This window comes from Sphingomonas kaistensis (genome assembly GCF_011927725.1).
Classification (GTDB): Bacteria; Pseudomonadota; Alphaproteobacteria; order Sphingomonadales; family Sphingomonadaceae; genus Sphingomicrobium; species Sphingomicrobium kaistense.
The window spans coordinates 1,422,249-1,440,021 of record NZ_JAATJC010000001.1; the positions used below are offsets into that span (position 1 = coordinate 1,422,249).

Annotated in this window: 23 protein-coding genes and 1 tRNA gene; 8 read left to right on the forward strand and 16 right to left on the reverse strand. The window is 67.4% G+C overall.

The window, feature by feature from the left end; all coding sequences use genetic code 11:
* Nucleotides 1-40: 40 nt before the first annotated feature.
* Both GGQ97_RS07125 and GGQ97_RS07130 read right to left on the reverse strand, forming a co-directional pair.
* Complete coding sequence (locus GGQ97_RS07125; protein WP_168068290.1) at nt 41-1,381, reverse strand: dihydrolipoyl dehydrogenase family protein; 1,341 nt, start codon at nt 1,379-1,381, stop codon at nt 41-43.
* 276 nt (nt 1,382-1,657) lie between these two features.
* A tRNA-Arg gene (locus tag GGQ97_RS07130) sits at nt 1,658-1,734 on the reverse strand.
* Between the two features lie 97 nt (nt 1,735-1,831).
* Here GGQ97_RS07130 and GGQ97_RS07135 point away from each other — a divergent pair.
* On the forward strand, nt 1,832-2,038 hold the full coding sequence (locus GGQ97_RS07135) for a hypothetical protein (RefSeq protein WP_168068291.1): 207 nt from the start codon (nt 1,832-1,834) through the stop codon (nt 2,036-2,038).
* On the opposite strand, the gene purQ is transcribed toward GGQ97_RS07135, so the two are convergent.
* Complete coding sequence (gene purQ / locus GGQ97_RS07140) at nt 2,035-2,706, reverse strand: phosphoribosylformylglycinamidine synthase subunit PurQ (protein ID WP_168068292.1); 672 nt, start codon at nt 2,704-2,706, stop codon at nt 2,035-2,037. The genes GGQ97_RS07135 and purQ overlap by 4 nt on opposite strands.
* Nucleotides 2,706-2,939, reverse strand: a complete 234-nt coding sequence (gene purS, locus GGQ97_RS07145) for a phosphoribosylformylglycinamidine synthase subunit PurS (RefSeq protein ID WP_168068293.1) — start codon at nt 2,937-2,939, stop codon at nt 2,706-2,708. The genes purQ and purS overlap by 1 nt, the downstream gene beginning before the upstream one ends.
* Before the next feature lie 129 nt (nt 2,940-3,068).
* Between purS and GGQ97_RS07150 the strand changes: the two genes are divergently transcribed.
* Nucleotides 3,069-3,218 carry a hypothetical protein gene (locus GGQ97_RS07150; RefSeq protein WP_168068294.1) on the forward strand — a complete coding sequence of 50 codons (150 nt, stop codon included), beginning with the start codon at nt 3,069-3,071 and terminating at the stop codon, nt 3,216-3,218.
* A gap of 13 nt (nt 3,219-3,231) precedes the next feature.
* Here the strand turns inward: GGQ97_RS07150 and GGQ97_RS07155 are convergent, their stop codons facing one another.
* The 3 genes from GGQ97_RS07155 to GGQ97_RS07165 all read right to left on the reverse strand — a co-directional run bounded on the left by GGQ97_RS07155 (nt 3,232) and on the right by GGQ97_RS07165 (nt 6,024).
* A complete protein-coding gene (locus tag GGQ97_RS07155) occupies nt 3,232-4,137 on the reverse strand; it encodes an NAD-dependent epimerase/dehydratase family protein (protein WP_168068295.1) in 906 nt (301 codons plus the stop codon).
* Entirely contained in the window at nt 4,134-5,198 is a 1,065-nt protein-coding gene (gene obgE, locus GGQ97_RS07160) for a GTPase ObgE (RefSeq protein ID WP_168068296.1), read from the reverse strand. The genes GGQ97_RS07155 and obgE overlap by 4 nt, the downstream gene beginning before the upstream one ends.
* Nucleotides 5,199-5,259: 61 nt before the next feature.
* A complete protein-coding gene (locus GGQ97_RS07165; protein WP_425338731.1) occupies nt 5,260-6,024 on the reverse strand; it encodes a sulfite exporter TauE/SafE family protein in 765 nt (254 codons plus the stop codon).
* A 143-nt stretch (nt 6,025-6,167) separates the two neighbouring features.
* On the opposite strand from GGQ97_RS07165, the gene epsC reads away from it, so the two are divergent.
* Together epsC and GGQ97_RS07175 are read left to right on the forward strand one after the other, a co-directional pair.
* Entirely contained in the window at nt 6,168-6,854 is a 687-nt protein-coding gene (gene epsC, locus GGQ97_RS07170; RefSeq protein ID WP_168068298.1) for a serine O-acetyltransferase EpsC, read from the forward strand.
* On the forward strand, nt 6,851-7,195 hold the full coding sequence (locus GGQ97_RS07175) for a DUF2794 domain-containing protein (RefSeq protein WP_168068299.1): 345 nt from the start codon (nt 6,851-6,853) through the stop codon (nt 7,193-7,195). Before epsC ends, GGQ97_RS07175 begins: the two co-directional genes overlap by 4 nt.
* On the opposite strand, the gene GGQ97_RS07180 is transcribed toward GGQ97_RS07175, so the two are convergent.
* On the reverse strand, nt 7,176-8,270 hold the full coding sequence (locus tag GGQ97_RS07180; RefSeq protein ID WP_168068300.1) for a hypothetical protein: 1,095 nt from the start codon (nt 8,268-8,270) through the stop codon (nt 7,176-7,178). The genes GGQ97_RS07175 and GGQ97_RS07180 overlap by 20 nt on opposite strands.
* A 93-nt stretch (nt 8,271-8,363) precedes the next feature.
* Nucleotides 8,364-8,675, reverse strand: coding sequence for a glycine zipper 2TM domain-containing protein (locus GGQ97_RS07185; RefSeq protein WP_168068301.1), 312 nt, complete (start codon nt 8,673-8,675; stop codon nt 8,364-8,366).
* 148 nt (nt 8,676-8,823) lie between these two features.
* On the opposite strand from GGQ97_RS07185, the gene GGQ97_RS07190 reads away from it, so the two are divergent.
* Together GGQ97_RS07190 and GGQ97_RS07195 are read left to right on the forward strand one after the other, a co-directional pair.
* Nucleotides 8,824-9,414 (forward strand): SOS response-associated peptidase, encoded by a 591-nt coding sequence (locus tag GGQ97_RS07190; protein ID WP_168068302.1) that lies wholly within the window; start codon nt 8,824-8,826, stop codon nt 9,412-9,414.
* 17 nt (nt 9,415-9,431) lie between these two features.
* Nucleotides 9,432-9,812: a hypothetical protein gene (locus tag GGQ97_RS07195; protein WP_168068303.1), complete on the forward strand. Its 381-nt coding sequence runs from the start codon at nt 9,432-9,434 to the stop codon at nt 9,810-9,812.
* A 12-nt stretch (nt 9,813-9,824) separates the two neighbouring features.
* Here the strand turns inward: GGQ97_RS07195 and rsmD are convergent, their stop codons facing one another.
* The 7 genes from rsmD to GGQ97_RS07230 all read right to left on the reverse strand — a co-directional run bounded on the left by rsmD (nt 9,825) and on the right by GGQ97_RS07230 (nt 14,694).
* Nucleotides 9,825-10,358 carry a 16S rRNA (guanine(966)-N(2))-methyltransferase RsmD gene (rsmD, locus tag GGQ97_RS07200; RefSeq protein WP_168068305.1) on the reverse strand — a complete coding sequence of 178 codons (534 nt, stop codon included), beginning with the start codon at nt 10,356-10,358 and terminating at the stop codon, nt 9,825-9,827.
* Between the two features lie 106 nt (nt 10,359-10,464).
* Entirely contained in the window at nt 10,465-11,376 is a 912-nt protein-coding gene (locus GGQ97_RS07205; protein ID WP_168068307.1) for a TraB/GumN family protein, read from the reverse strand.
* A gap of 40 nt (nt 11,377-11,416) precedes the next feature.
* On the reverse strand, nt 11,417-12,082 hold the full coding sequence (locus GGQ97_RS07210) for a hypothetical protein (protein ID WP_168068308.1): 666 nt from the start codon (nt 12,080-12,082) through the stop codon (nt 11,417-11,419).
* A complete protein-coding gene (locus GGQ97_RS07215; RefSeq protein ID WP_168068310.1) occupies nt 12,079-12,279 on the reverse strand; it encodes a helix-turn-helix transcriptional regulator in 201 nt (66 codons plus the stop codon). Before GGQ97_RS07215 ends, GGQ97_RS07210 begins: the two co-directional genes overlap by 4 nt.
* Nucleotides 12,276-12,776, reverse strand: coding sequence for a hypothetical protein (locus GGQ97_RS07220; RefSeq protein ID WP_168068312.1), 501 nt, complete (start codon nt 12,774-12,776; stop codon nt 12,276-12,278). The genes GGQ97_RS07215 and GGQ97_RS07220 overlap by 4 nt, the downstream gene beginning before the upstream one ends.
* A 107-nt stretch (nt 12,777-12,883) precedes the next feature.
* Nucleotides 12,884-13,714, reverse strand: a complete 831-nt coding sequence (locus GGQ97_RS07225; protein ID WP_168068314.1) for a TraB/GumN family protein — start codon at nt 13,712-13,714, stop codon at nt 12,884-12,886.
* A gap of 83 nt (nt 13,715-13,797) precedes the next feature.
* Nucleotides 13,798-14,694 carry a TraB/GumN family protein gene (locus GGQ97_RS07230; protein WP_245197907.1) on the reverse strand — a complete coding sequence of 299 codons (897 nt, stop codon included), beginning with the start codon at nt 14,692-14,694 and terminating at the stop codon, nt 13,798-13,800.
* Between the two features lie 79 nt (nt 14,695-14,773).
* Between GGQ97_RS07230 and GGQ97_RS07235 the strand changes: the two genes are divergently transcribed.
* Together GGQ97_RS07235 and glyS are read left to right on the forward strand one after the other, a co-directional pair.
* Nucleotides 14,774-15,652: a glycine--tRNA ligase subunit alpha gene (locus GGQ97_RS07235; protein ID WP_209022806.1), complete on the forward strand. Its 879-nt coding sequence runs from the start codon at nt 14,774-14,776 to the stop codon at nt 15,650-15,652.
* The gene (gene glyS / locus GGQ97_RS07240) at nt 15,649-17,769 is read left to right on the forward strand and encodes a glycine--tRNA ligase subunit beta (protein WP_168068318.1); all 2,121 of its coding nucleotides are present in this window, start codon (nt 15,649-15,651) and stop codon (nt 17,767-17,769) included. The genes GGQ97_RS07235 and glyS overlap by 4 nt, the downstream gene beginning before the upstream one ends.
* Nucleotides 17,770-17,773 lie beyond the last annotated feature (4 nt).

The following is a 17,773-nucleotide window of genomic DNA, read 5'->3' on the forward strand; positions in this document are numbered from 1 at the left end:
GACGTAGCGCGACGCGGTCACGTCCATTCCCCTTGGGGCGTCAGAGCATGTAGCCGATGTCTGAGGCCCCAGTGGGGTAGGCGAACATCGTCGACTTCAGGTCGTCGGCAGTAAGCCCATGTCGGATAGCGAGGCCGAACAGGTTGATTACCTCATCGGCATGGGGCCCCACCAAATGTGCACCCAAGATCCGCCCCGTTCCTTCCTCGACAAGCGCCTTGTAGCCATAGACTTGCTCCGCAACACGCCTCGCGGTGTACCAATCCGAAGTCCTCTCTGTCTTCAGCTGGAAGCGCAGGCCCGCCTCACGCGCTTGCGCTTCGGTGACGCCGACGGAGGCGATCGGCGGCAGGGTGAATGCGACGCTCGGAACGCCAGCGTAGTTGGGCGTGCTGTGGTTGCCGTCCAGGAGGTTCGCCGCGACCACCTTCGCATCGTGACTCGAGACGGGGGTTAGCGGCGGGCCCCACTGAGCGGCGTCGCCGGCGGCGTACACCGATGGATTGCTGACGCTCTGCAGATACTCGTTCAAAAGGAGACGGCCGCTCTCTGCCGCCACTCCACCGGCCGGGAGGTCCAACTGCTCCAAAGCAGGCGTGCGGCCGGCCGCGTGCACCACCAGGTCAGCGTGCACGGCGCCGCTCTCGTCTCCGACCCGGGTGTGTACGATGAACGATCCTCCGTTCTCCTCGATAGCTATGACTTCGGTGTTGGTGCGCACATTCACGCCGATGGTTTCGAACGCTTCCATCAGCCAGCCGACGAGTTCCGGCTCGAACTGTGGCAGGAGACGCGGACCGCGCTGCAGGATGGTGACGGCGGCGCCTGCTCGAGCAGCGATGTGGGAGAATTCGGCAGCAATGTAGCCGCCGCCCACGAGGACGATACGGTCCGGCAGCCGCTCCAGCTGGAGGAAGCCCTCGTTGTCGATGAGATGTTCTTCGCCTGATATTCCGAGATGCATTGGCTTTGCACCCGAGGCGATCACGACGTGGCGAGCTTGAACCTCTGTGTCGTTGATCGCGAGGGTGTTAGGACCGACGAACCGCGCGCGGCTACGAAAGGTGGCGATACCCTTATCGTCGTACCGCTGCTGATGCTTCTCCGGGATCGGGTCGGTGAACGTCCGTTTGAAGCGGATCAGCTCCGCCCAATCAATGTGTATCTTCCCGGCGACGCCGTGTCCCTGCACCCGCCGCTGCGCGTCGACCACCTCGACACCGGCAACGAGCATCTTCTTCGGGTCACAGCCTCGTAAGGCGCAGGTACCGCCGAATGGCTTCTCATCGACGATCGCGACGCTCCACCCCGCAGCGCGGACACGAAAGGCGGCGACCATGGCAGCGGTCCCCGAGCCGATGATTACGAGATCGAAGTTCATGTCAGATCCTCCAGCACCCGAACGAAGCTGGAGTGGCTACGGGTTTCAGGCTTACTCAAGCCGCGCCTCGGTAGCGTCGGCTTAAAGGAGCGTTCGAGAGCCTCTGCTACGTCGCACATGGGCGCGAAGCCGCCGCTTGGACCCGCATTAACGGACGTCCGTTATCCGCAATCCTCACCCAAGACCTGCCGTTCCGTTTCCCACCAGAGATCACCGCTAAAAGAGGCGCAAGCGCTTGCAACAGAGGCGCAAGTATACTGCAGCCTCACAAGCAAATGGCGCGCCCGGCAGGACTCGAACCTGCGACCACGAGCTTAGAAGGCACGTGCTCTATCCAGCTGAGCTACGGGCGCGTTGAACTGTCGCTAGGGCCGGGAGCGACCGGGCTCAAGTATTCATCTTTCATTCACTGCGAGGAGCGCGTATTACCCAAGCAAGACAGGGGTGTTTATGCGCGTTTTTCTCGGCTTTTCGCTCGCTTTCCTGGGATTAACCGCAACGCCTGCCCAGGCGGCGAAGATCCTGATCCTGACCGATCCCATGACGCTGGAGCGGCGGATGGTGGTGATCGACGAGCCCGGGCCCGACCGGATCTACATGTGCGCGATGCCGCCCGCCGTGGCGGGCTGCAAGGAAGTCACGCCCAAGGCGCGTTAAGCGGTCGCCAGCGCGCCCATCAGGCTGTCGAACAGCCGCCGCCCGTCCTCATTGCCATGTGCCGGTTCCGCCGCCCGCTCGGGGTGGGGCATCATGCCGAGCACGTTGCCGCGTTCGTTGACGATCCCGGCAATCTCGTTGGCCGATCCATTCACCGTGCAGGAATAGCGAAAGACGACCTGGCCATTGCCCTCGACCCGGGCAAGCGTCTCGGCGTCGGCCTGATAGTTGCCGTCATGATGCGCGACCGGGATCCGGATCGCTTCGCCCTCGGCATAGGCGCCCGTGAACGGAGTGCGGTTGTTGGCGACGGTCAGGTCGGCGTCGCGGCAGACGAAGGTCAGGTTGGCGTTGCGCATCAGCGCGCCGGGCAGCAGCCCCGCTTCGGTCAGCACCTGGAAGCCGTTGCAGATGCCGAGCACCGGGCGGCCCTTGCCGGCTTCCTCGATTACGGCCTGCATGATCGGCGACCGCGCCGCCATCGCGCCCGAGCGGAGATAGTCCCCATAGGAAAATCCGCCGGGAACGCCGATCAGGTCGAGTCCGGCAGGCAGGGCGGTCTCGCGGTGCCAGACCATTTCGGGCCGCTGCCCGGTCGCGCGCTCGAGAGCGACGGCGAGGTCGCGGTCGCAATTGGAGCCGGGAAAGACCAGAACCGCGGTCCGCATCAGCCGAGCCGCTCGATACGGAAATTCTCGATCACCGTGTTGGCGAGCAGCTTGCGGCACATGTCCTCGATCGCGGCATCGTCGGTGCCATCGTCGAGGTCCAGCTCGATCAGCTTGCCCGCGCGCACGTCGTTGACACCGCCGAAGCCGAGGCCTTCCAGCGCATGGTGGATCGCCTTGCCCTGCGGATCGAGCACGCCAGGCTTCAACGTCACCAGAACCCGCGCCTTCATGGTCTTCTCCCGCCTGCCCGAAGGCGTTTTGACAAGCGGCCTATGGACAAGGGATAAGACTCTAGCAAGCATTAGGGATGAGAGTGCGGCGGTCCGCCATCACTGGCAGCCGGCAACGGGAGCGTGTTCATGTCCTATCTCGCGACTGCCATCTTCCTTGGCCTGTTCCTCGTCGGACCGACCTATTTCGGATGGCAGGATCCCAGCGGAAAGGTCAGCCTCGCCCTGCTCACCACGTTCCTTCTGGGCGCCGTCGCGGGGTACAAGGCCAAGGGCTGACGCCACCGGGGCACTACAGCCAGCCTTGCTGCTCGTACCAGTCTGCCGTCTGCCTCAAACCGGCCGGGGTCGGCACCTGCGGCTGCCACAGGCTCGCCGGCGGACGCCTGTCAGGGTCGACCGTCCAGTCGGGGTGGCAGAAATAAGCGGCGCGGTCGGGGGTCAGCTTGGCCTTGCCCCGGCGCAGCAGGCCATCGACCCTGGCACCGAAGCGTACGAGGCTGGCCGGCACCGACAGCGAAAGGGCGCGGCGGTCCTGGGCGGAGGCGAGCGCCTCGGCGAATTCGCGGTGGGTCCAGCCGCCTTCGCGGCCGTCGTCGGGTTCGACCAACAGCTTGGCCGGTGCATCGTCGGCGGCAAGCGCCAGCAGCAGCCGCGACAGGTCGTCCGCGTGGATCAGGCTGATCCGGCCCTTGGGCGGAAGCGGGACCAGCCCGAGCCGCGCAGCCTTGAAGAGGTCGAGCGTCTCCTGGTCACCGGGGCCGTAGACGGCGGGCGGGCGAACGATCGCCCAGTCGAGGCCGCTGCGCTGAACCAGTTCTTCGCTTCGGGCCTTGGAGGCGCCGTAGAGCGAGAGCTTTGGCTCACGCGCGGCGAGGCTGGAGACATGGACGAAGCGGTGCACCCCCGATGCGGTCGCGGCGGCGAGCAGGCCGAGGGTGCCGGTGACGTTGCCTTTTTCAAATCCGGCGGCGTCGGGGGCGCTGATCACCCCTGCGACGTGGATCACCGCATCGGCGTGATCGACCAGCCGCTGCAGCGCGAGGCGATTGTCGAGCGCCCCCTGGACCCAGGTCACCCCGCGCCGCTCGTTCTGGGAGCGGCGGGTGAGGGCCATCACCTCATGCCCCTGCTCGACCGCAAGCCCGAGCAGGCGACCTCCGACGAAACCAGTGCCGCCGGTGATGGCGAGTTTCACAGCGGCGACCAGGCCTTTGCGGCGGATTCCTCGTCGCCGCTCAGGTCGGCCTCCGCGTCATCGTCGTCATCGCGGCGGTCGAGATGCTCCGAAAGGGCATCCAGCACCGCTTCGAGGCCGATCTCGCCGGCCGCCGACAGCGCGAGCACCGGCAGGCCGCTCGCCTCGGTCAGTTCGGCGGTCAGTGCCTCGACCAGCTCGGCATCGATCGTGTCGACCTTGTTCAAGGCCAGCACCACCGCCTTGTCCTCCAGCCCGGCACCGTAATTGTCGAGCTCGTCGCGGACGATCCGGTAGCTGGTCGCGACATCCGCGTCCTGGCAATCGATCAGGTGGAGCAGGACGCGGGTGCGCTCGATATGGCCAAGAAAGCGGTCGCCGATCCCAGCGCCGTCCGCCGCGCCCTCGATCAGGCCAGGGATGTCGGCCACCACGAACTCACGGTCGCGGTGACGCACCACGCCGAGCTGCGGGCGCAGGGTGGTGAAGGCGTAGGCGCCAACCTTGGCGTCGGCGTTGGTGACGGCATTGATGAAGGTCGATTTTCCGGCGTTGGGAAGTCCGACCAGGCCGACGTCGGCAAGCAGCTTCAGCCGCAGCCAGACGAACATCTCCTCGCCCGGCCAGCCCTTCTGGTGCTGGCGCGGGGCGCGGTTGGTCGAGGTCTTGTAGGTCGCATTACCGCGTCCGCCGTCGCCGCCACGCAGGAACACCAGCCGCTCGCCCTCGGTGGTGAGGTCGGCAAGCAGGGTTCGCTCCTCGTCGTCGGCTAGGATCTGGGTTCCAACGGGCACCTTGATCACGAGGTCGTCGCCATAGGCACCGAACCGGTTGGAGCCCGAACCGCCCTTGCCGCGCGGGGCCCGGAAGTGCTGGGTGTAGCGAAAGTCGATCAGCGTGTTGAGGCCGGGCACCGCTTCGAACACGATGTCGCCGCCCTTGCCGCCGTTGCCGCCGTCGGGTCCGCCATATTCGATGTATTTTTCGCGCCGGAAAGAAACCGCGCCGGGGCCACCCGCGCCCGAACGGACGAAGATCTTGGCCTGGTCAAGGAAATGCATGGGCCAGCCCTTAGGCGTTTAGCGCCCAAAACGCCACCGATCCGCCAAGGGAGCCGTCTCGTTAGGCGAGCAGCCGCCAAAGCCCCCAGGCGCTGGTCGCGGTCAGGACGGCGCCGACCAGCACCAGCAGCTTGTCCGCCTCGACCCGCTTGGCGATGATCGCACCCAGCGGCGCGGCGAGGACTCCGCCGATCAGCAGGCCGATGATCGCGGTGCTGAAGGCTTCCCAGCCGATGGTAAAAAGGAAGGTCGCCGAGATGGTCAGCGTGACGAAGAATTCGGCGGTGTTGACGGTGCCGATGGTGAACCGCGGCTCGGTCCCCTGGACCATCAGGTTGGAGGTCACCACCGGACCCCAGCCACCGCCGCCAGCGGCATCAAGGAAACCGCCGACGAGGCCGAGCGGCTCCACTACGCGGGCGGGGCGGATCACATGGCGGTGAGTCCAGCCCCGCCACAGCAGGATCAGGCCGAGCGCGGCGAGATAGGCGAGGACCACCGGCCGGGCGACATCGGCGTGGATGTTGCTGAGCACGTAGGCGCCAAGCGCGCCGCCGATGGCGCCGGGGATCACGATCCGCAGGAACAGGCGCCAGTCGACGTTGCGATGGGCGATGTGGTTCGCCGCGCTGATCCCGGTGGTGAAGATTTCGGCGGTGTGGACGCCGGCGCTGGCGATCTTGGGCGGAACCCCCATCCCGACCAGTAGGGTCGAACTGATCACGCCATAGGCCATGCCGAGCGCGCCATCGATCAGCTGCGCGGCAAAGCCGATCAGGATGAAGGGAAGGAGGACCGACGGATCGGCGGCAAGCTCGGCTAAAATCGGCGTCGACCTTTCCCCTGTTGACGGAATCCCCATGCACGGGAGCGGCGGGTGCGCCTAGAGGGCAGGAGCGCGCCTGCCTTTGCAACCGGGCCGGGAGGACATACATTCACGCCGAACAGCCACGTCCCGGGGATCCCTGCTTGCGTTTCGCCCTTCTTGATTACCTCGACAGCGTGAAGGAGCGGGATCCCGCCGCACGCAGCCGGTGGGACGTGATCCTCTACCCAGGCGCATGGGCGCTGCTTTACCATCGTGTCGCGCACTGGCTGTGGGACGGCCGGCTGTTCTGGCTGGCGCGGCTGGTCAATCACTGGAGCCGGATGGTGACCGGGATCGACATCCATCCCGGCGCGACCATCGGCCGCAACTTCTTCATCGACCATGGTTTCACCGTGATCGGCGAAACCGCGCTGATCGGCGACAATGTCACCATCTACCAGAACGTCACTCTGGGCGGGACCAATCCGTCGACCGGGGTCGGCGGCAAGCGCCATCCGACCCTGGAGGACGGGGTGGTGATCGGATCGGGCGCGCAGGTGCTGGGCCCGATCGTGGTCGGCGAAGGCGGCCGGGTCGGGGCCAATGCGGTAGTGACCAAGGACGTGCTGCCGCGGACCACCGTGGTCGGCATCCCGGCGCGACCGGTGCCGGTCGACCTGGTGCATTACAGCCCCGGCTTCATCCCCTACGGCACGCCGTGCGGCGAGGACGTCGATCCCCTGCGCGCCCGGTTGAACACGCTGGAGGAGGAACTGGCGGAACTGCGGGCCGAGCTGAAATCGCTGCGGACGCGGGGTGAGGCCTTGCCGGAGAGCAAGGCTTCGTGAGCAGCGTTACGCCCTTTCCGGTGCGTCCCGACCGGAAAGCCGTTGCCACCTTCGACCGCCAGGAATTGCTGCGCATCCTCGATCTCTATGGGCGGATGGTCGCGGCCGGGCATTGGCGCGACTATGCGATGCAGTTCGCGCCCGACCTCGCCAGCTTCGCCGCCTTTCGCCGGACCGCCGAGCGGCCCGAGATCCGAATCGAGAAACGCCCCTCGCTTCGGCTGAAGCAAGGGGCGTGGGCATTGGTCGGGGAACATGGCGCCGTGCTCAAGCGGGGCGGGGAGCTCCAAGGCATCCTCGCCCCGCTCGAGCGGCGACTGCTCAGGCTGGTTGAGGACTGAGGCTCGGCAGGTGGCCGCGAAGGCTGCCGGGCAGGCGGCTGACCACTGCGGCGCGGGCCTGGTGCCAGAAGGCCGACAGCAGCAGCAGGGCCGAGCCGATCACCAGCGCCGTCAGGGCGATGTTGAGGCTGACCGCGCCGAACTGCTCGAACAGTTCGTTCAAGGCGAACAGCACGTAGGCCAGCGCCGAGACGAGCAGTGCGCGGCGGTCGATCGCCAGCGCGGCGATGCCGAGCACGACATAGATGGCGATCACGACCAGGCCCTCGCCGACCGTCGCGTCGCCGTCGTTGAGCCCGAGCAGGGTGAAGACCGGGTGGACGATCATCGGCGCGGCCAGCAGGTGGAGCCAGAAGGCGACGTCCGAGCGGCGGGTGATGCGCGACGGGTCCGAACTGTCCCAGCGCATCGCGTAGAGGAACACGCAGAGGCCCAGCACCAGCACGACGGCAAGGATGATGTTGGGGGTGCTCGGCGTGTCGCCGATCGACGCGGCGATCAGGGCGACGGCAATGCCTGCGACCGAGGCGGCACCGGCGGCGACGGTGATCGGAACGCGGAACCGCTTCCAGTGGACAAAGGCGGCAAGCGCACCGGTCGAGGCGGCGGCGGCCCCGATCAGGCCCGCGGTCCAGGTCTGCTGGGTCGCTTCCAGGTCGTTGTTGGCGAACAGCATGATCAGCAGGAAGCCGACGCTCGCCACCGTTCCGCCGACAAAGGCCAGCAGCAGCAGGATCGAGGGCAGCGCCATGCGGCGGCGGGCGGTGAAGAACAGCGCAAGGCCCCAGGCCGTGCTGGCGATCAGCGCGGGGGCGAGGAACGAGGGGCCTTCGCCATCGATCACCAGGCCGAGGTTCTGGCCGATGCTCTGACCGATCCAGCCCACCGCGAATAGCAGGATGGCGGCCGCAATCGAGACGAAGATGTCGTTGAAGCCGGTGATCAGCCGGAAATGCTCCTCGTCGACGGCCGGCGACTTGCGCTGCTGGTCGACGAACGCACGGAGCGACGTCGCCGCTTCGGGCGTGATCGCGCCGGACGCGACCGCGTCGTCGAGATCATTCTGGCTATACATAGAAACACCTCCCTGTTGCCAAGAAGGCTACAGGGAGGTGTCCTATTGTGTCAATACACTAAGCTTGTGCCTGCCGTGGCAGGCGACCGGAGCTTAGCGGCAGACGTAGCGCTTGCGGCTGCGCTCGACCTCGCGGCCGATCAGCGCACCGGCGGCGGCACCGATGATGGTGCCGGTTGCGCGGCTGCCCTGGGTGTCGATCGCACGACCGATCAAAGCGCCGCCGGCGGCGCCGACCAGCAGGCCGGTGGTGCCGTTGTTGCGGCGGCAGCGGACACGGCCCTGGCCATCGTACCAGGTCTTGCCGTTGTAATAGCGCTGGGCCTCGGCCGGGGCCGCGACGGTCAGCGTCGCGGCGGGGACGGTCAGGCCTGCGGCAGCGACCGCCATCATCATGTTCCGCATCGTCATTCTCCTGTTTATCGTTGCGGTTTCGCTAGAACTGTTCTGGACCATCCAACCTGAACGAGGCGGCAATGGTCGACCGGGTTAAGCGAGAGATAAGCAGTTAACGGCGAAACGAGTTTTTGGGTCCGACGAGGCGAGGCTATCGATGTGCAATCTTTATTCCATGACCGCCAGCGTCGACGAGATGAAGAAGCTGTTCGGGCCGTTCGAGGGCGAGCGCGACAACCTTCCGCCGTTCAGCGAGATCTACCCGGGCAAGCCGGCGCCCGTGCTTCGCCGGGCGGAGGGCGGGGCGCTCAAGCTCGACATCATGGAATGGGGCTTTCCCGGGCCCGCAGCGGCCAGGGGGCGGCCGGTGACCAACATCCGCAACCTTGCCAGCCCGTTCTGGCGCAGCGCGCTCAACCGGCCCGACCGGCGCTGCGTGGTGCCGGTCACCCGCTTCTGCGAATGGGAGGGGGAAAAGGGGTCCAAGCGCAAGGTCTGGTTCGGGCTGCACGAGGAGCATGACCCGCTGTTTGCCTTTGCCGGCCTGTGGCGGCCGGGCGAGGGCGGAGTGCCCTACATGGCGTTCCTGACCTGCGAGCCCAATGCGGTGGTGGGGGCGGTCCACCCCAAGGCGATGCCGGTGATGCTGCGCACGAGCGACGTCCCGACCTGGCTCGATTCGGAAGCGGCGACCGCCTGCGCGCTTGCGGTGCCCTACACGGATGCCGATATGCGACGTCTGCCGTAACGGAACAGGGACAAGCCATGGCCAAGGACAAGAAGACGACCAAGGTCCGCAAGGGCGACGAGCCCGCGGCGAACAAGCCGAAGAAGGCCAAGGCGGAAAAGATCAAGAAGCCCGGCAAGGGCAAGAAGGGCGATGGCGCCGAGGGCTCGCGCGCCCATCCGCTGGAAGCGCTGTCGAAGCTGGCCGATCACCCCTTGGTGTCGGAACTGCTGGCGGCCGGTGCGCTGGCCGCGGTTGCAGCGATCGCGGAAGCGGGTGCCCGCAATCCCGCGACGGTGAAGTCGGCGGACAGCGCGAAAAAGGCCGGCAAGGCTGCCGCCGCCGCGATCGGCGCGCGCCTGCTGAAGGAATTCAACGCCGGCAAGAAGACCGTCGAGGGCGCTGCCGACAAGAAGTGAGGCTGGGCCGGCTCAGCCCTGCAACAGGGTGATCCGGGCTGGGCCGGTGTCGCGCTCGGCATCGAGGCGGAGCCTGCCGGGAGCGACCTTTTCGCCCCTCGCGGTTTCGATCGCCAGCCAGCCGCCCGGGGCCAGCCATCCGGCCTGCTCGACCGCGTCGCGCACCGCATCGCCCGAACCGGCCGCATAGGGCGGGTCGGCAAACACGAGGTCGAAGGGGGTTGTGACCGGGGGCAGCCTGAGTGCCGAGCCGGCGAGGAGCTTGACCTCGACCCCGAGCGCGGCGGCATTGGCAAGGATGGTCTTGCGCGCCGCCGCATCGGTTTCGACCAACGTCGCCCCGCCAGCGCCGCGTGACAGGGCCTCGAACGCCAGTGCGCCGCTGCCGGCGAACAGATCGGCGACCGCCAGTTCCTCGAGGCTGCCGATCCGGCTCGCCAGCATCGAGAACAAAGTCTCGCGGGTCCGGTCGGCGGTGGGACGGGTGGAGGGCGTCGGCGGAGCGGCGATGACCCTGCTCCGCCACTTGCCGGCGATGATCCTCATGGCCGGGTCCTAGCGCGCGAAGGGCCGTTCGTCCCGGGCGAAGTCGAAGAACGTGCCCCGACTTCGCCCGAGACCAGAGCCTTGCTCACCCCGGCCCGTGTCCAGCTCAGTACTTGACCCGCGCGGTCTTGATGCCGGTCTTGGCGAGATAGTCCTGAACGCTGTCCTTGCCCGCCAGATGGCCCGCGCCGACCGCGACGAACACGGTGCCGGGCGTCTTCATCTGGTTTTCGATCCACTTGGCCCAGGTCGCGTTGCGGCGGGCGAGCAGCATCTCGTGTAGCGCCGGGCTCTGGCTCTGCATCTCATTGATGAGGGCGGCGAAGCCCTCGGCGTCGCCGTCGTTCCACAACTTGGTCATGCGGGCGAACAGCGCCGGCGTGTCTTTCATCGTCGCCGCGCCATGCTCCAGCAGCTTGATCTGGTCGGCCTCGGGAAGGCTGTCGAACATGCTCATCTGGAACTCGAGCGTCTCGAGCTGGTCGACCGGCTTGCCCGCTGCCTTGGCGGCCTTGGTGATGATCGCCTCGGCGCCCTGCTCACCGGTCTTGCCCAGCTTCTGCGCCTGCAGCACCGACAGCATCATTGAGGCGAAGAAGGGCTTGAACTGGTCGAACGCGGTGGGAGGCGCGCCGAGCTCGGCAAGCGCTGCGGCGAAGTCCTTCTTGCCCTTGTCGCTGAGCTTGGAGGTCAGCGGCTTGCCGTCGGTGGCGATCGCATACTTCTGCATCAGGGGCCCGACCGCGGCGGGATCGGGCTGGATGATTTCCAGATACACCTTGCCCGAGCGGTCGAACGCCGAGCGGACCTCGTCGTTGAACCAGTCGGTCTTGCCGTCGAGCGCGTGGAAGGTGCCGAACAGGTAGACGGTGGTGTCGGCGTCCTTGACCATCCACAGGGCGGGATCGGTATCGGGCAGTGTGGCGGCCGGGGCCGGGGCGGCGGCGGTCTGGGCCAGCGACGGCGCGGAAAGGCCGAGCGCGGTGCCGAAAAGGATCGAACGGAACAGCTTCAACATGGTGGTTTCTCCCTTGAACTGATTGATGGCGTGAAAAAAGTCAGCGGTATTTGAGCCAGGCCCAGACCGCGAAGTTGATGCAGAAGGCGGCAAGCAGGATCAGCATGACGCTGCCGATCCCGATCGCACCGATCAGGCCGCCGCGGGCGAGTAGCCAGGCGGCGGGCAGTGCGAGCGCCAGGAAGTAGAAGGCGAGGCTGTTGGCCCACAGGTAAGCCTGCTGTTCGTGGTCGTCGATCGAGCGATGATAGAGGACTAGGGTGCCGGCCAGCGTCACCACCAGCCCCACCGCCGCGACGGCCGCGAGGCGTGGATCGAGCGGGCCATTGCTGAACAGCGACGTACCCGGCTGCCCGTCGCCAGCGAATCCGATCAGCACGCCAATCGGCATTCCCGCCGCGAACAGGACCCACATCATCTTGCTGTAGCGCTTCTCATAGGCACTTCGCCCGGAGCGCCGCCAATGCGCGCTTAGCTTCCAGCAGGACCAGCCGAGTGCGGTGGCAGCGATCACCGCGCCGGCCAGCAGGGCGGCGCCGCGCGGCTTGAGCAGACTCTGTTCGAACGAGGCGACCACGATCCCGGCGATCAGGCCGACGCTGAACACCAGCGCGATCGCCGCCAGCACCAGCAGGACGAGCCGGACCGGCAGCGACAGGCGCGAGGGCGTGTCGGCGGTGACGGTGGCGGCGGCAAGCTCGGTCATTGGTGGTCCTCATCGGAAAAGATCTGCTCGATCGGCTGCTCGAACAGCCGCGCGAGTTTGAAGGCGAGGGGAAGCGAGGGGTCGTACTTGCCGGTCTCGATCGCGTTCACCGCTTGGCGCGAGACGTCGAGATGCGAGGCGAGCTCGGCCTGGCTCCAGCCGCGTTCGGCACGCAGGACACGGAGGCGATTGTTCATCCTTCCTCCTCGTCCCGTTCGTCCACGCCGATCGCAGGCGACCAGACCAGGAAGGTGGCCGGGAGGATCAGGATCGCGAGCATGATCCCGATGCAGAGCTGCTGCCAGGCCTCGGCACTGGCCGGCATCGGGAGCCTGAGATCGGTCGCCAGATAAGCGTAGACCGTCGCGGCGCAGACCAAGGCAGACAGGGCGGTGTACGCCTTGGACATGGCCGACAGCCGCAGCCCGGCCTGGAATTCGTCAAGCTTTTCACGCCTTCCGCCGACCACGATCCTGGCCAGGGTCGAGCTCGCCACCGTTATCATCGCGGCCAGCGCGGCGACCCTCAGGAGGCCTCCGACAAAATCGGTGATGCCGCCGGTCGGGCCAGGCGCCAGCTTCAGGATGGCGCCGACGGGATAGGCGACAAGCGCGAAAATGGTCAGCATCCGCAGCGTCGGCGTCGACAGGTCGAGCGTGGTGTCTCTGGGACTGATGCGGGTGCGGTACGTCATGGATGGCCTGTCAAGTTAGGCTGACTTGTTGTCAGGTCTGCTTGACTATGGCGATTCGCTTTCTGTGTCAAGCGACCCTGACAGAAAGTCAGTGGTGCTTGTCGCGGCTAGTTGATGCGACCGCTGCGAATGCCCGCCGCCGCGAGCTTTGCCTGCACGCTATCGCTGCCGACGAGATGGCCGGTGCCGACCGCCACGAACACCGTCCCCGGTTGCTCCAGCCGCTGCGCGATCCACTGCGCCCAGGCCGTGTTGCGATCGGTGAACAGGCGGCGATAGGCTTGCGGCGATTGGGTCCGGACCGCTCCGACCACGGCTTCGATCGGGCGCGAATCCCCGCGGTTCCAGCCGTCGACCATGGTCCTGAGGTAAGGCGCGAGCGACTGTTCGGGATGCGGGGGCGGGGCCACGGCAGCGGCGGCGGCGGCCGGCCGGGCCGGCGAGGGCAGCGACTGGTACATGCGCAGCTGCTCGTCGAAGCTTTCGAGGCCGATGATCGGCTTGCCGTCGGCATCGGCGGCGCGGGCAAGCACCATGTCCGCGCCGAACTGGACGCTGAGGCCTGCTTGCCGGGCCGACTGGACGGTCGCCTTGGCCAGCGACAGGCCCGACCCCTGCGGGGCGGCGACGGGCCTGGGCGGTTCGGTCGGGATCAGGGTTTCCAGCACCAACGTCGAACTGGCGTCGAAGGCGAGGCGCACGGCGTGGTCGAACCAGTGGGTGCGGCCATCGTGGGTGTGGATGGTGCCGAACAGGTAGATGGTGGTGTCGGCGTCGCTGACCACCCATAGCGAGGGGCGGGCGCAGCTGGCCTCGTCATGGGGAAGGGTGGTGGGATATTCGGGCCGAGCGGATGAAGGGCTTGCAGTCAGCAGCGTCAGCCCCGCCAGGGCCAGCAGCACATGCCGGGCGCGCGGGGCCCAGCCCATCCGATCCATCGACGACCCCCCGGCCCTCAGTGTAGAGGGGGAGTGTCGCCAGCCTGCGGACTCCTGTCAACGCCTTGGAAGGCGTGAGGAAATCACTGGATACGAGTGACTTTCAGGCCACGCTTGGCAAGCATCGCCTGGACCGAGTCCGCGCCCGCCAGATGGCCCGCGCCAACCGCCACCATCACCGTGCCGGGCTGGCCCATCCGGGTTTCGATCCACCGCGTCCAGTTGGCGTTGCGCTGCTTCAGCAGCAGGTCGGCAAGCGCCGGATTGCTGTCCATCTCGGCATTGAAGCTGCGGCCGATGGCGGCGACGTCGCCGCGCGCCCAGGCGCTCAGCATGGCGTCGAATTGCTTGCTGACCGCGGCCGGACTTTCGAGCGTGCCGAGCAGTAGCGATTGCTGGGCGCTTTCGGGCAGCAGGTCGAAGAAGCGCAACTGCTCCTCGTTGGTCTCGAGCTGGCCGATCGGCTTGCCGGCCGCGGCGAAGCGGGCCTTGAGCTTGGACTCGACGCCTTCCTCATGCTTGAGGTCCATCGCCCCGAACTGCGGGCCCAACAGCGCCAGCGCGACCGCCCAGGTCTCCATCCGGTCGAGCGAGGCGGGGGCCATCCGGCTCTTGGCGATGGCGGTGGCGAGCGCGGCCCGTTTGTCCCGTGGCACCCGGTCGAGCACCGGCGGCAGGCCGGGCGAGGTCGCAAGCTTCATCATGGTCGCGGCGAACGCGGCCGGATTGGCGGTGTCGACGATCGTCTCCAGCACCAGGCCCTGCGAATCGTCGGCGGCACGCTCCAGCACCGGGCTGACCCAGCGCGCGCCCTGCGGAAGCAGGTGAATGGTGCCGAACAGGTAGACGGTGGTGTCGCGGTCGGCGACCTTCCACAACGCGGGTCGGGGCTCGGCGAGGGCCTGGGCGGAAGCCGGCCCCGACCCGAGCGCAGCAAGGCCGAGGGCAGCCAAGCCCTTGCGAAACCAGTTCAGTTGCAAACCCACGCTCCTATCCGCTTGGCCCCTCATGTGGGAGCCGCTTGCCCCGCTGCCAAGCTCCGTCCTATGGCCCCGCCCCATGACCGCGCCTGCGCCCCTCAGCTTCCAGGACCTGATCCTGACCCTTCACCGCTACTGGTCGGAGAAGGGCTGCCTGATCCTTCAGCCCTATGACCTGGAAATGGGCGCCGGCACCTTCCACCCGGCCACCGTGTTGCGCGCGCTCGGCCCCGATCCGTGGAACTGCGCCTACGTCCAGCCCTGCCGTCGCCCGACCGACGGCCGCTATGGCGAGAATCCCAACCGGCTGGGCGCTTATTACCAGTATCAGGTGATGCTGAAGCCGAGCCCGCCCAACCTCCAGCAGCTGTATCTCGACAGCCTGACCGCGATCGGGATCGACGTCACGGCGCACGACATCCGCTTCGTCGAGGACGATTGGGAGAGCCCGACGCTCGGCGCCTGGGGCCTTGGCTGGGAAGTCTGGTGCGACGGGATGGAGGTGACCCAGTTCACCTATTTCCAGCAGGTCGGCGGGTTCGACTGCTCGCCGGTCGCGGGCGAACTGACCTACGGGCTGGAACGGCTGGCGATGTACATCCAGGGCGTCGACGACGTCTACGACCTCAAGTTCAACAGCCCCGGCCCGGGCGGCTGGCAGGCGACCTATGGCGACGTCTTCCTCGCCAACGAAAAGCAGATGAGCGAGTGGAATTTCGAGGTCGCCGGGACCGAGCGGCTGTTCGATGCCTTCCGCAAGGCAGCCGAGGAATGCCAGAACTGCCTGGAGCGCAAGCTTGCGATCCCCGCCTATGAGCAGGCGATCAAGGCCAGCCACATCTTCAACACGCTGCAGGCGCGCGGGGTGATCTCAGTCGCCGAGCGGCAGGCCTATATCGGCCGGGTCCGCGACCTGGCCAAGGCCGCGTGCGGCGCCTGGCTGGAGTCGGCCAAGTGAGCCGCGCGGACTTCCTGCTCGAACTGTTGTCGGAAGAAATTCCGGCGCGGATGCAGGCGCGGGCGCGCAACGACCTGGCGCGGATGTTCGCCGAGGAGCTGGCCAAGGCCGGGCTCGAGGCGGAGGAGATCGAGACCTTCGCGACCCCGCGGCGGCTGGGGCTGATCGCGCGTGGGCTGCCGCTGGCGACGGCGGCGGTCAGCGAGGAGCTGAAGGGCCCGCGTTCGTCGGCGCCGCCGCAGGCGCTGGAAGGCTTCCTGCGCAAGACCGGGCTGACGCAGGATCAGCTCGTCGACCGCGACGGCGTCTATTTCGCGGTGATCGACAAGCCGGGCCAGCCGAGCGCTGCGGTGCTGGGCGGGGCGATCGAGCGGATCATCCGCAATTTCCCGTGGCCCAAGTCGATGCGCTGGGGCGCGGCATCGGCGAGCAATGCCTCCTTGCGCTGGGTGCGACCGTTGCAGGGCATCGTCGCGCTGCTGGGTGACGCGATCGTGCCGGTCGAGGTCGAGGGCCTCACCAGCGGCGCGACCACGGTCGGCCATCGCTTCCACCATCCCGGCCCGATCACGCTCGGCGGGGCGAGCGACTATGCCGAGAAGCTGCGGGCCTGCCACGTGATCATCGACGCCGACGAGCGGGCGACGATCATCCGCGACCGCGCGCGCGGGCTGGCCGCCGAGACCGGACTAACCCTGGTCGAGGACGAGGGGCTGGTCGCGGAGAATGCCGGGCTGACCGAATGGCCGGTGCCTTTGCTCGGCCGGTTCGACGCCGACTATCTCGACGTCCCGCCCGAGGTCATCCAGCTGACCGCGCGGACCAACCAGAAGTATTTCGTGCTGCGCGATGATAGCGGCGAGCTGGCCCCGGCCTTCATCTGCACCGCCAATATCGAGGCGAGCGACGGCGGCGCCGCGATCGTCGCCGGTAACCAGCGGGTGCTGGCAGCGCGGCTCAGTGACGCGCGCTTCTTCTGGGAGCAGGACCTCAAGATCCCGCTCGACGAGCAGGCGGCCAAGCTGTCCGGCATCGTCTTTCACGAGAAACTCGGCACCGTCGCCGAGCGCGTTGGGCGCATCGCCGACCTCGCGGAATGGCTGGCGATCGAGGCGATCGTTCCCGGCTGCGACCCCGACCACGCCCGCCGCGCGGCGGAGCTCAGCAAGGCCGACCTCGTCACCGGCATGGTCGGCGAATTTCCCGAATTGCAGGGCCTGATCGGCGGCTACCTCGCCGAAGCGCAGGGCGAGCCCAAGGCCGTCGCCCAGGCGGTGCGCGACCATTACAAGCCGGTCGGGCAGGGCGACGAGGTGCCGACGGCGCCGGTGACAGTGGCGGTGGCGTTGGCCGACAAGCTGGACACGCTGCGCCAGTTCTTCGGTGCCGGCATGCCGCCGACCGGCAGCAAGGACCCCTTCGCGCTGCGCCGTGCCGCGCTGGGTGTGATCCAGATCGTCACCGAGAACGGGCTGCGACTGCCGATTGCCGAGGGCGACCTGCTCGACTTCTTCGCGGATCGGCTGAAGGTCCAGCAGCGCGAGGCGGGCGTTCGCCATGACCTGATCGACGCGGTCTTCGCGCTGGGCGGAGAGGACGATCTTGTCCGCGTCCTCGCCCGCGTGTCGGCGCTTCAGGCCTTCGTCGAAGGCGGCGAAGGAGCCAATCTGCTCGCCGGCTACAAGCGGGCGGCCAATATCCTCAAGAAGGAGAATTGGGACCTGCCGCGGGTGATGGCGTCGCCGGGAGAGCAGGCGATCCCGCAGACCGGCGAGGAAGACCCGCTGGTCGGGATCGACCAGTCGCCCGCACTCGCGGCCTCGGTCGCGGGGCAAGCGTTGGGCTCCGACCTGCCGGCCGATGCGCCGGCGGCGGAGCGGGCGCTGGTGATGGTGCTCGACGAGGCCGAGCCGCGCGCCCGCAAGGCCGTCGAGGAGGAGGATTTCGGAGGCGCGATGGCGGCGCTGGCGTCGCTGCGCGGACCGATCGATGCCTTCTTCGAGCAGGTGACGGTGAACGACGCCGACACGGATGTGCGCCGGCGTCGCCTCAACCTCCTCGCCCGCTTCCGCAACGCCGTTCACGGCGTCGCGGATTTCTCGCGGATCGAAGGCTAGTCCG

What these genes read in the sequence shown, in the direction of transcription:
- GGQ97_RS07215 (WP_168068310.1), bottom strand. Translation starts at nt 12,279, where the DNA reads ATGAACAATCGCCTCCGTGTCCTGCGTGCCGAACGCGGCTGGAGCCAG.
- GGQ97_RS07125 (WP_168068290.1), bottom strand. Translation starts at nt 1,381, where the DNA reads ATGAACTTCGATCTCGTAATCATCGGCTCGGGGACCGCTGCCATGGTC.
- GGQ97_RS07205 (WP_168068307.1), bottom strand. Translation starts at nt 11,376, where the DNA reads ATGTTGAAGCTGTTCCGTTCGATCCTTTTCGGCACCGCGCTCGGCCTT.
- purQ (WP_168068292.1), bottom strand. Translation starts at nt 2,706, where the DNA reads ATGCGGACCGCGGTTCTGGTCTTTCCCGGCTCCAATTGCGACCGCGAC.
- GGQ97_RS07180 (WP_168068300.1), bottom strand. Translation starts at nt 8,270, where the DNA reads ATGTATAGCCAGAATGATCTCGACGACGCGGTCGCGTCCGGCGCGATC.
- GGQ97_RS07195 (WP_168068303.1), top strand. Translation starts at nt 9,432, where the DNA reads ATGGCCAAGGACAAGAAGACGACCAAGGTCCGCAAGGGCGACGAGCCC.
- GGQ97_RS07220 (WP_168068312.1), bottom strand. Translation starts at nt 12,776, where the DNA reads ATGACGTACCGCACCCGCATCAGTCCCAGAGACACCACGCTCGACCTG.
- GGQ97_RS07190 (WP_168068302.1), top strand. Translation starts at nt 8,824, where the DNA reads ATGTGCAATCTTTATTCCATGACCGCCAGCGTCGACGAGATGAAGAAG.
- GGQ97_RS07135 (WP_168068291.1), top strand. Translation starts at nt 1,832, where the DNA reads ATGCGCGTTTTTCTCGGCTTTTCGCTCGCTTTCCTGGGATTAACCGCA.
- obgE (WP_168068296.1), bottom strand. Translation starts at nt 5,198, where the DNA reads ATGCATTTCCTTGACCAGGCCAAGATCTTCGTCCGTTCGGGCGCGGGT.
- GGQ97_RS07185 (WP_168068301.1), bottom strand. Translation starts at nt 8,675, where the DNA reads ATGCGGAACATGATGATGGCGGTCGCTGCCGCAGGCCTGACCGTCCCC.
- GGQ97_RS07225 (WP_168068314.1), bottom strand. Translation starts at nt 13,714, where the DNA reads ATGGATCGGATGGGCTGGGCCCCGCGCGCCCGGCATGTGCTGCTGGCC.
- rsmD (WP_168068305.1), bottom strand. Translation starts at nt 10,358, where the DNA reads ATGAGGATCATCGCCGGCAAGTGGCGGAGCAGGGTCATCGCCGCTCCG.
- GGQ97_RS07150 (WP_168068294.1), top strand. Translation starts at nt 3,069, where the DNA reads ATGTCCTATCTCGCGACTGCCATCTTCCTTGGCCTGTTCCTCGTCGGA.
- GGQ97_RS07210 (WP_168068308.1), bottom strand. Translation starts at nt 12,082, where the DNA reads ATGACCGAGCTTGCCGCCGCCACCGTCACCGCCGACACGCCCTCGCGC.
- GGQ97_RS07235 (WP_209022806.1), top strand. Translation starts at nt 14,774, where the DNA reads ATGACCGCGCCTGCGCCCCTCAGCTTCCAGGACCTGATCCTGACCCTT.
- purS (WP_168068293.1), bottom strand. Translation starts at nt 2,939, where the DNA reads ATGAAGGCGCGGGTTCTGGTGACGTTGAAGCCTGGCGTGCTCGATCCG.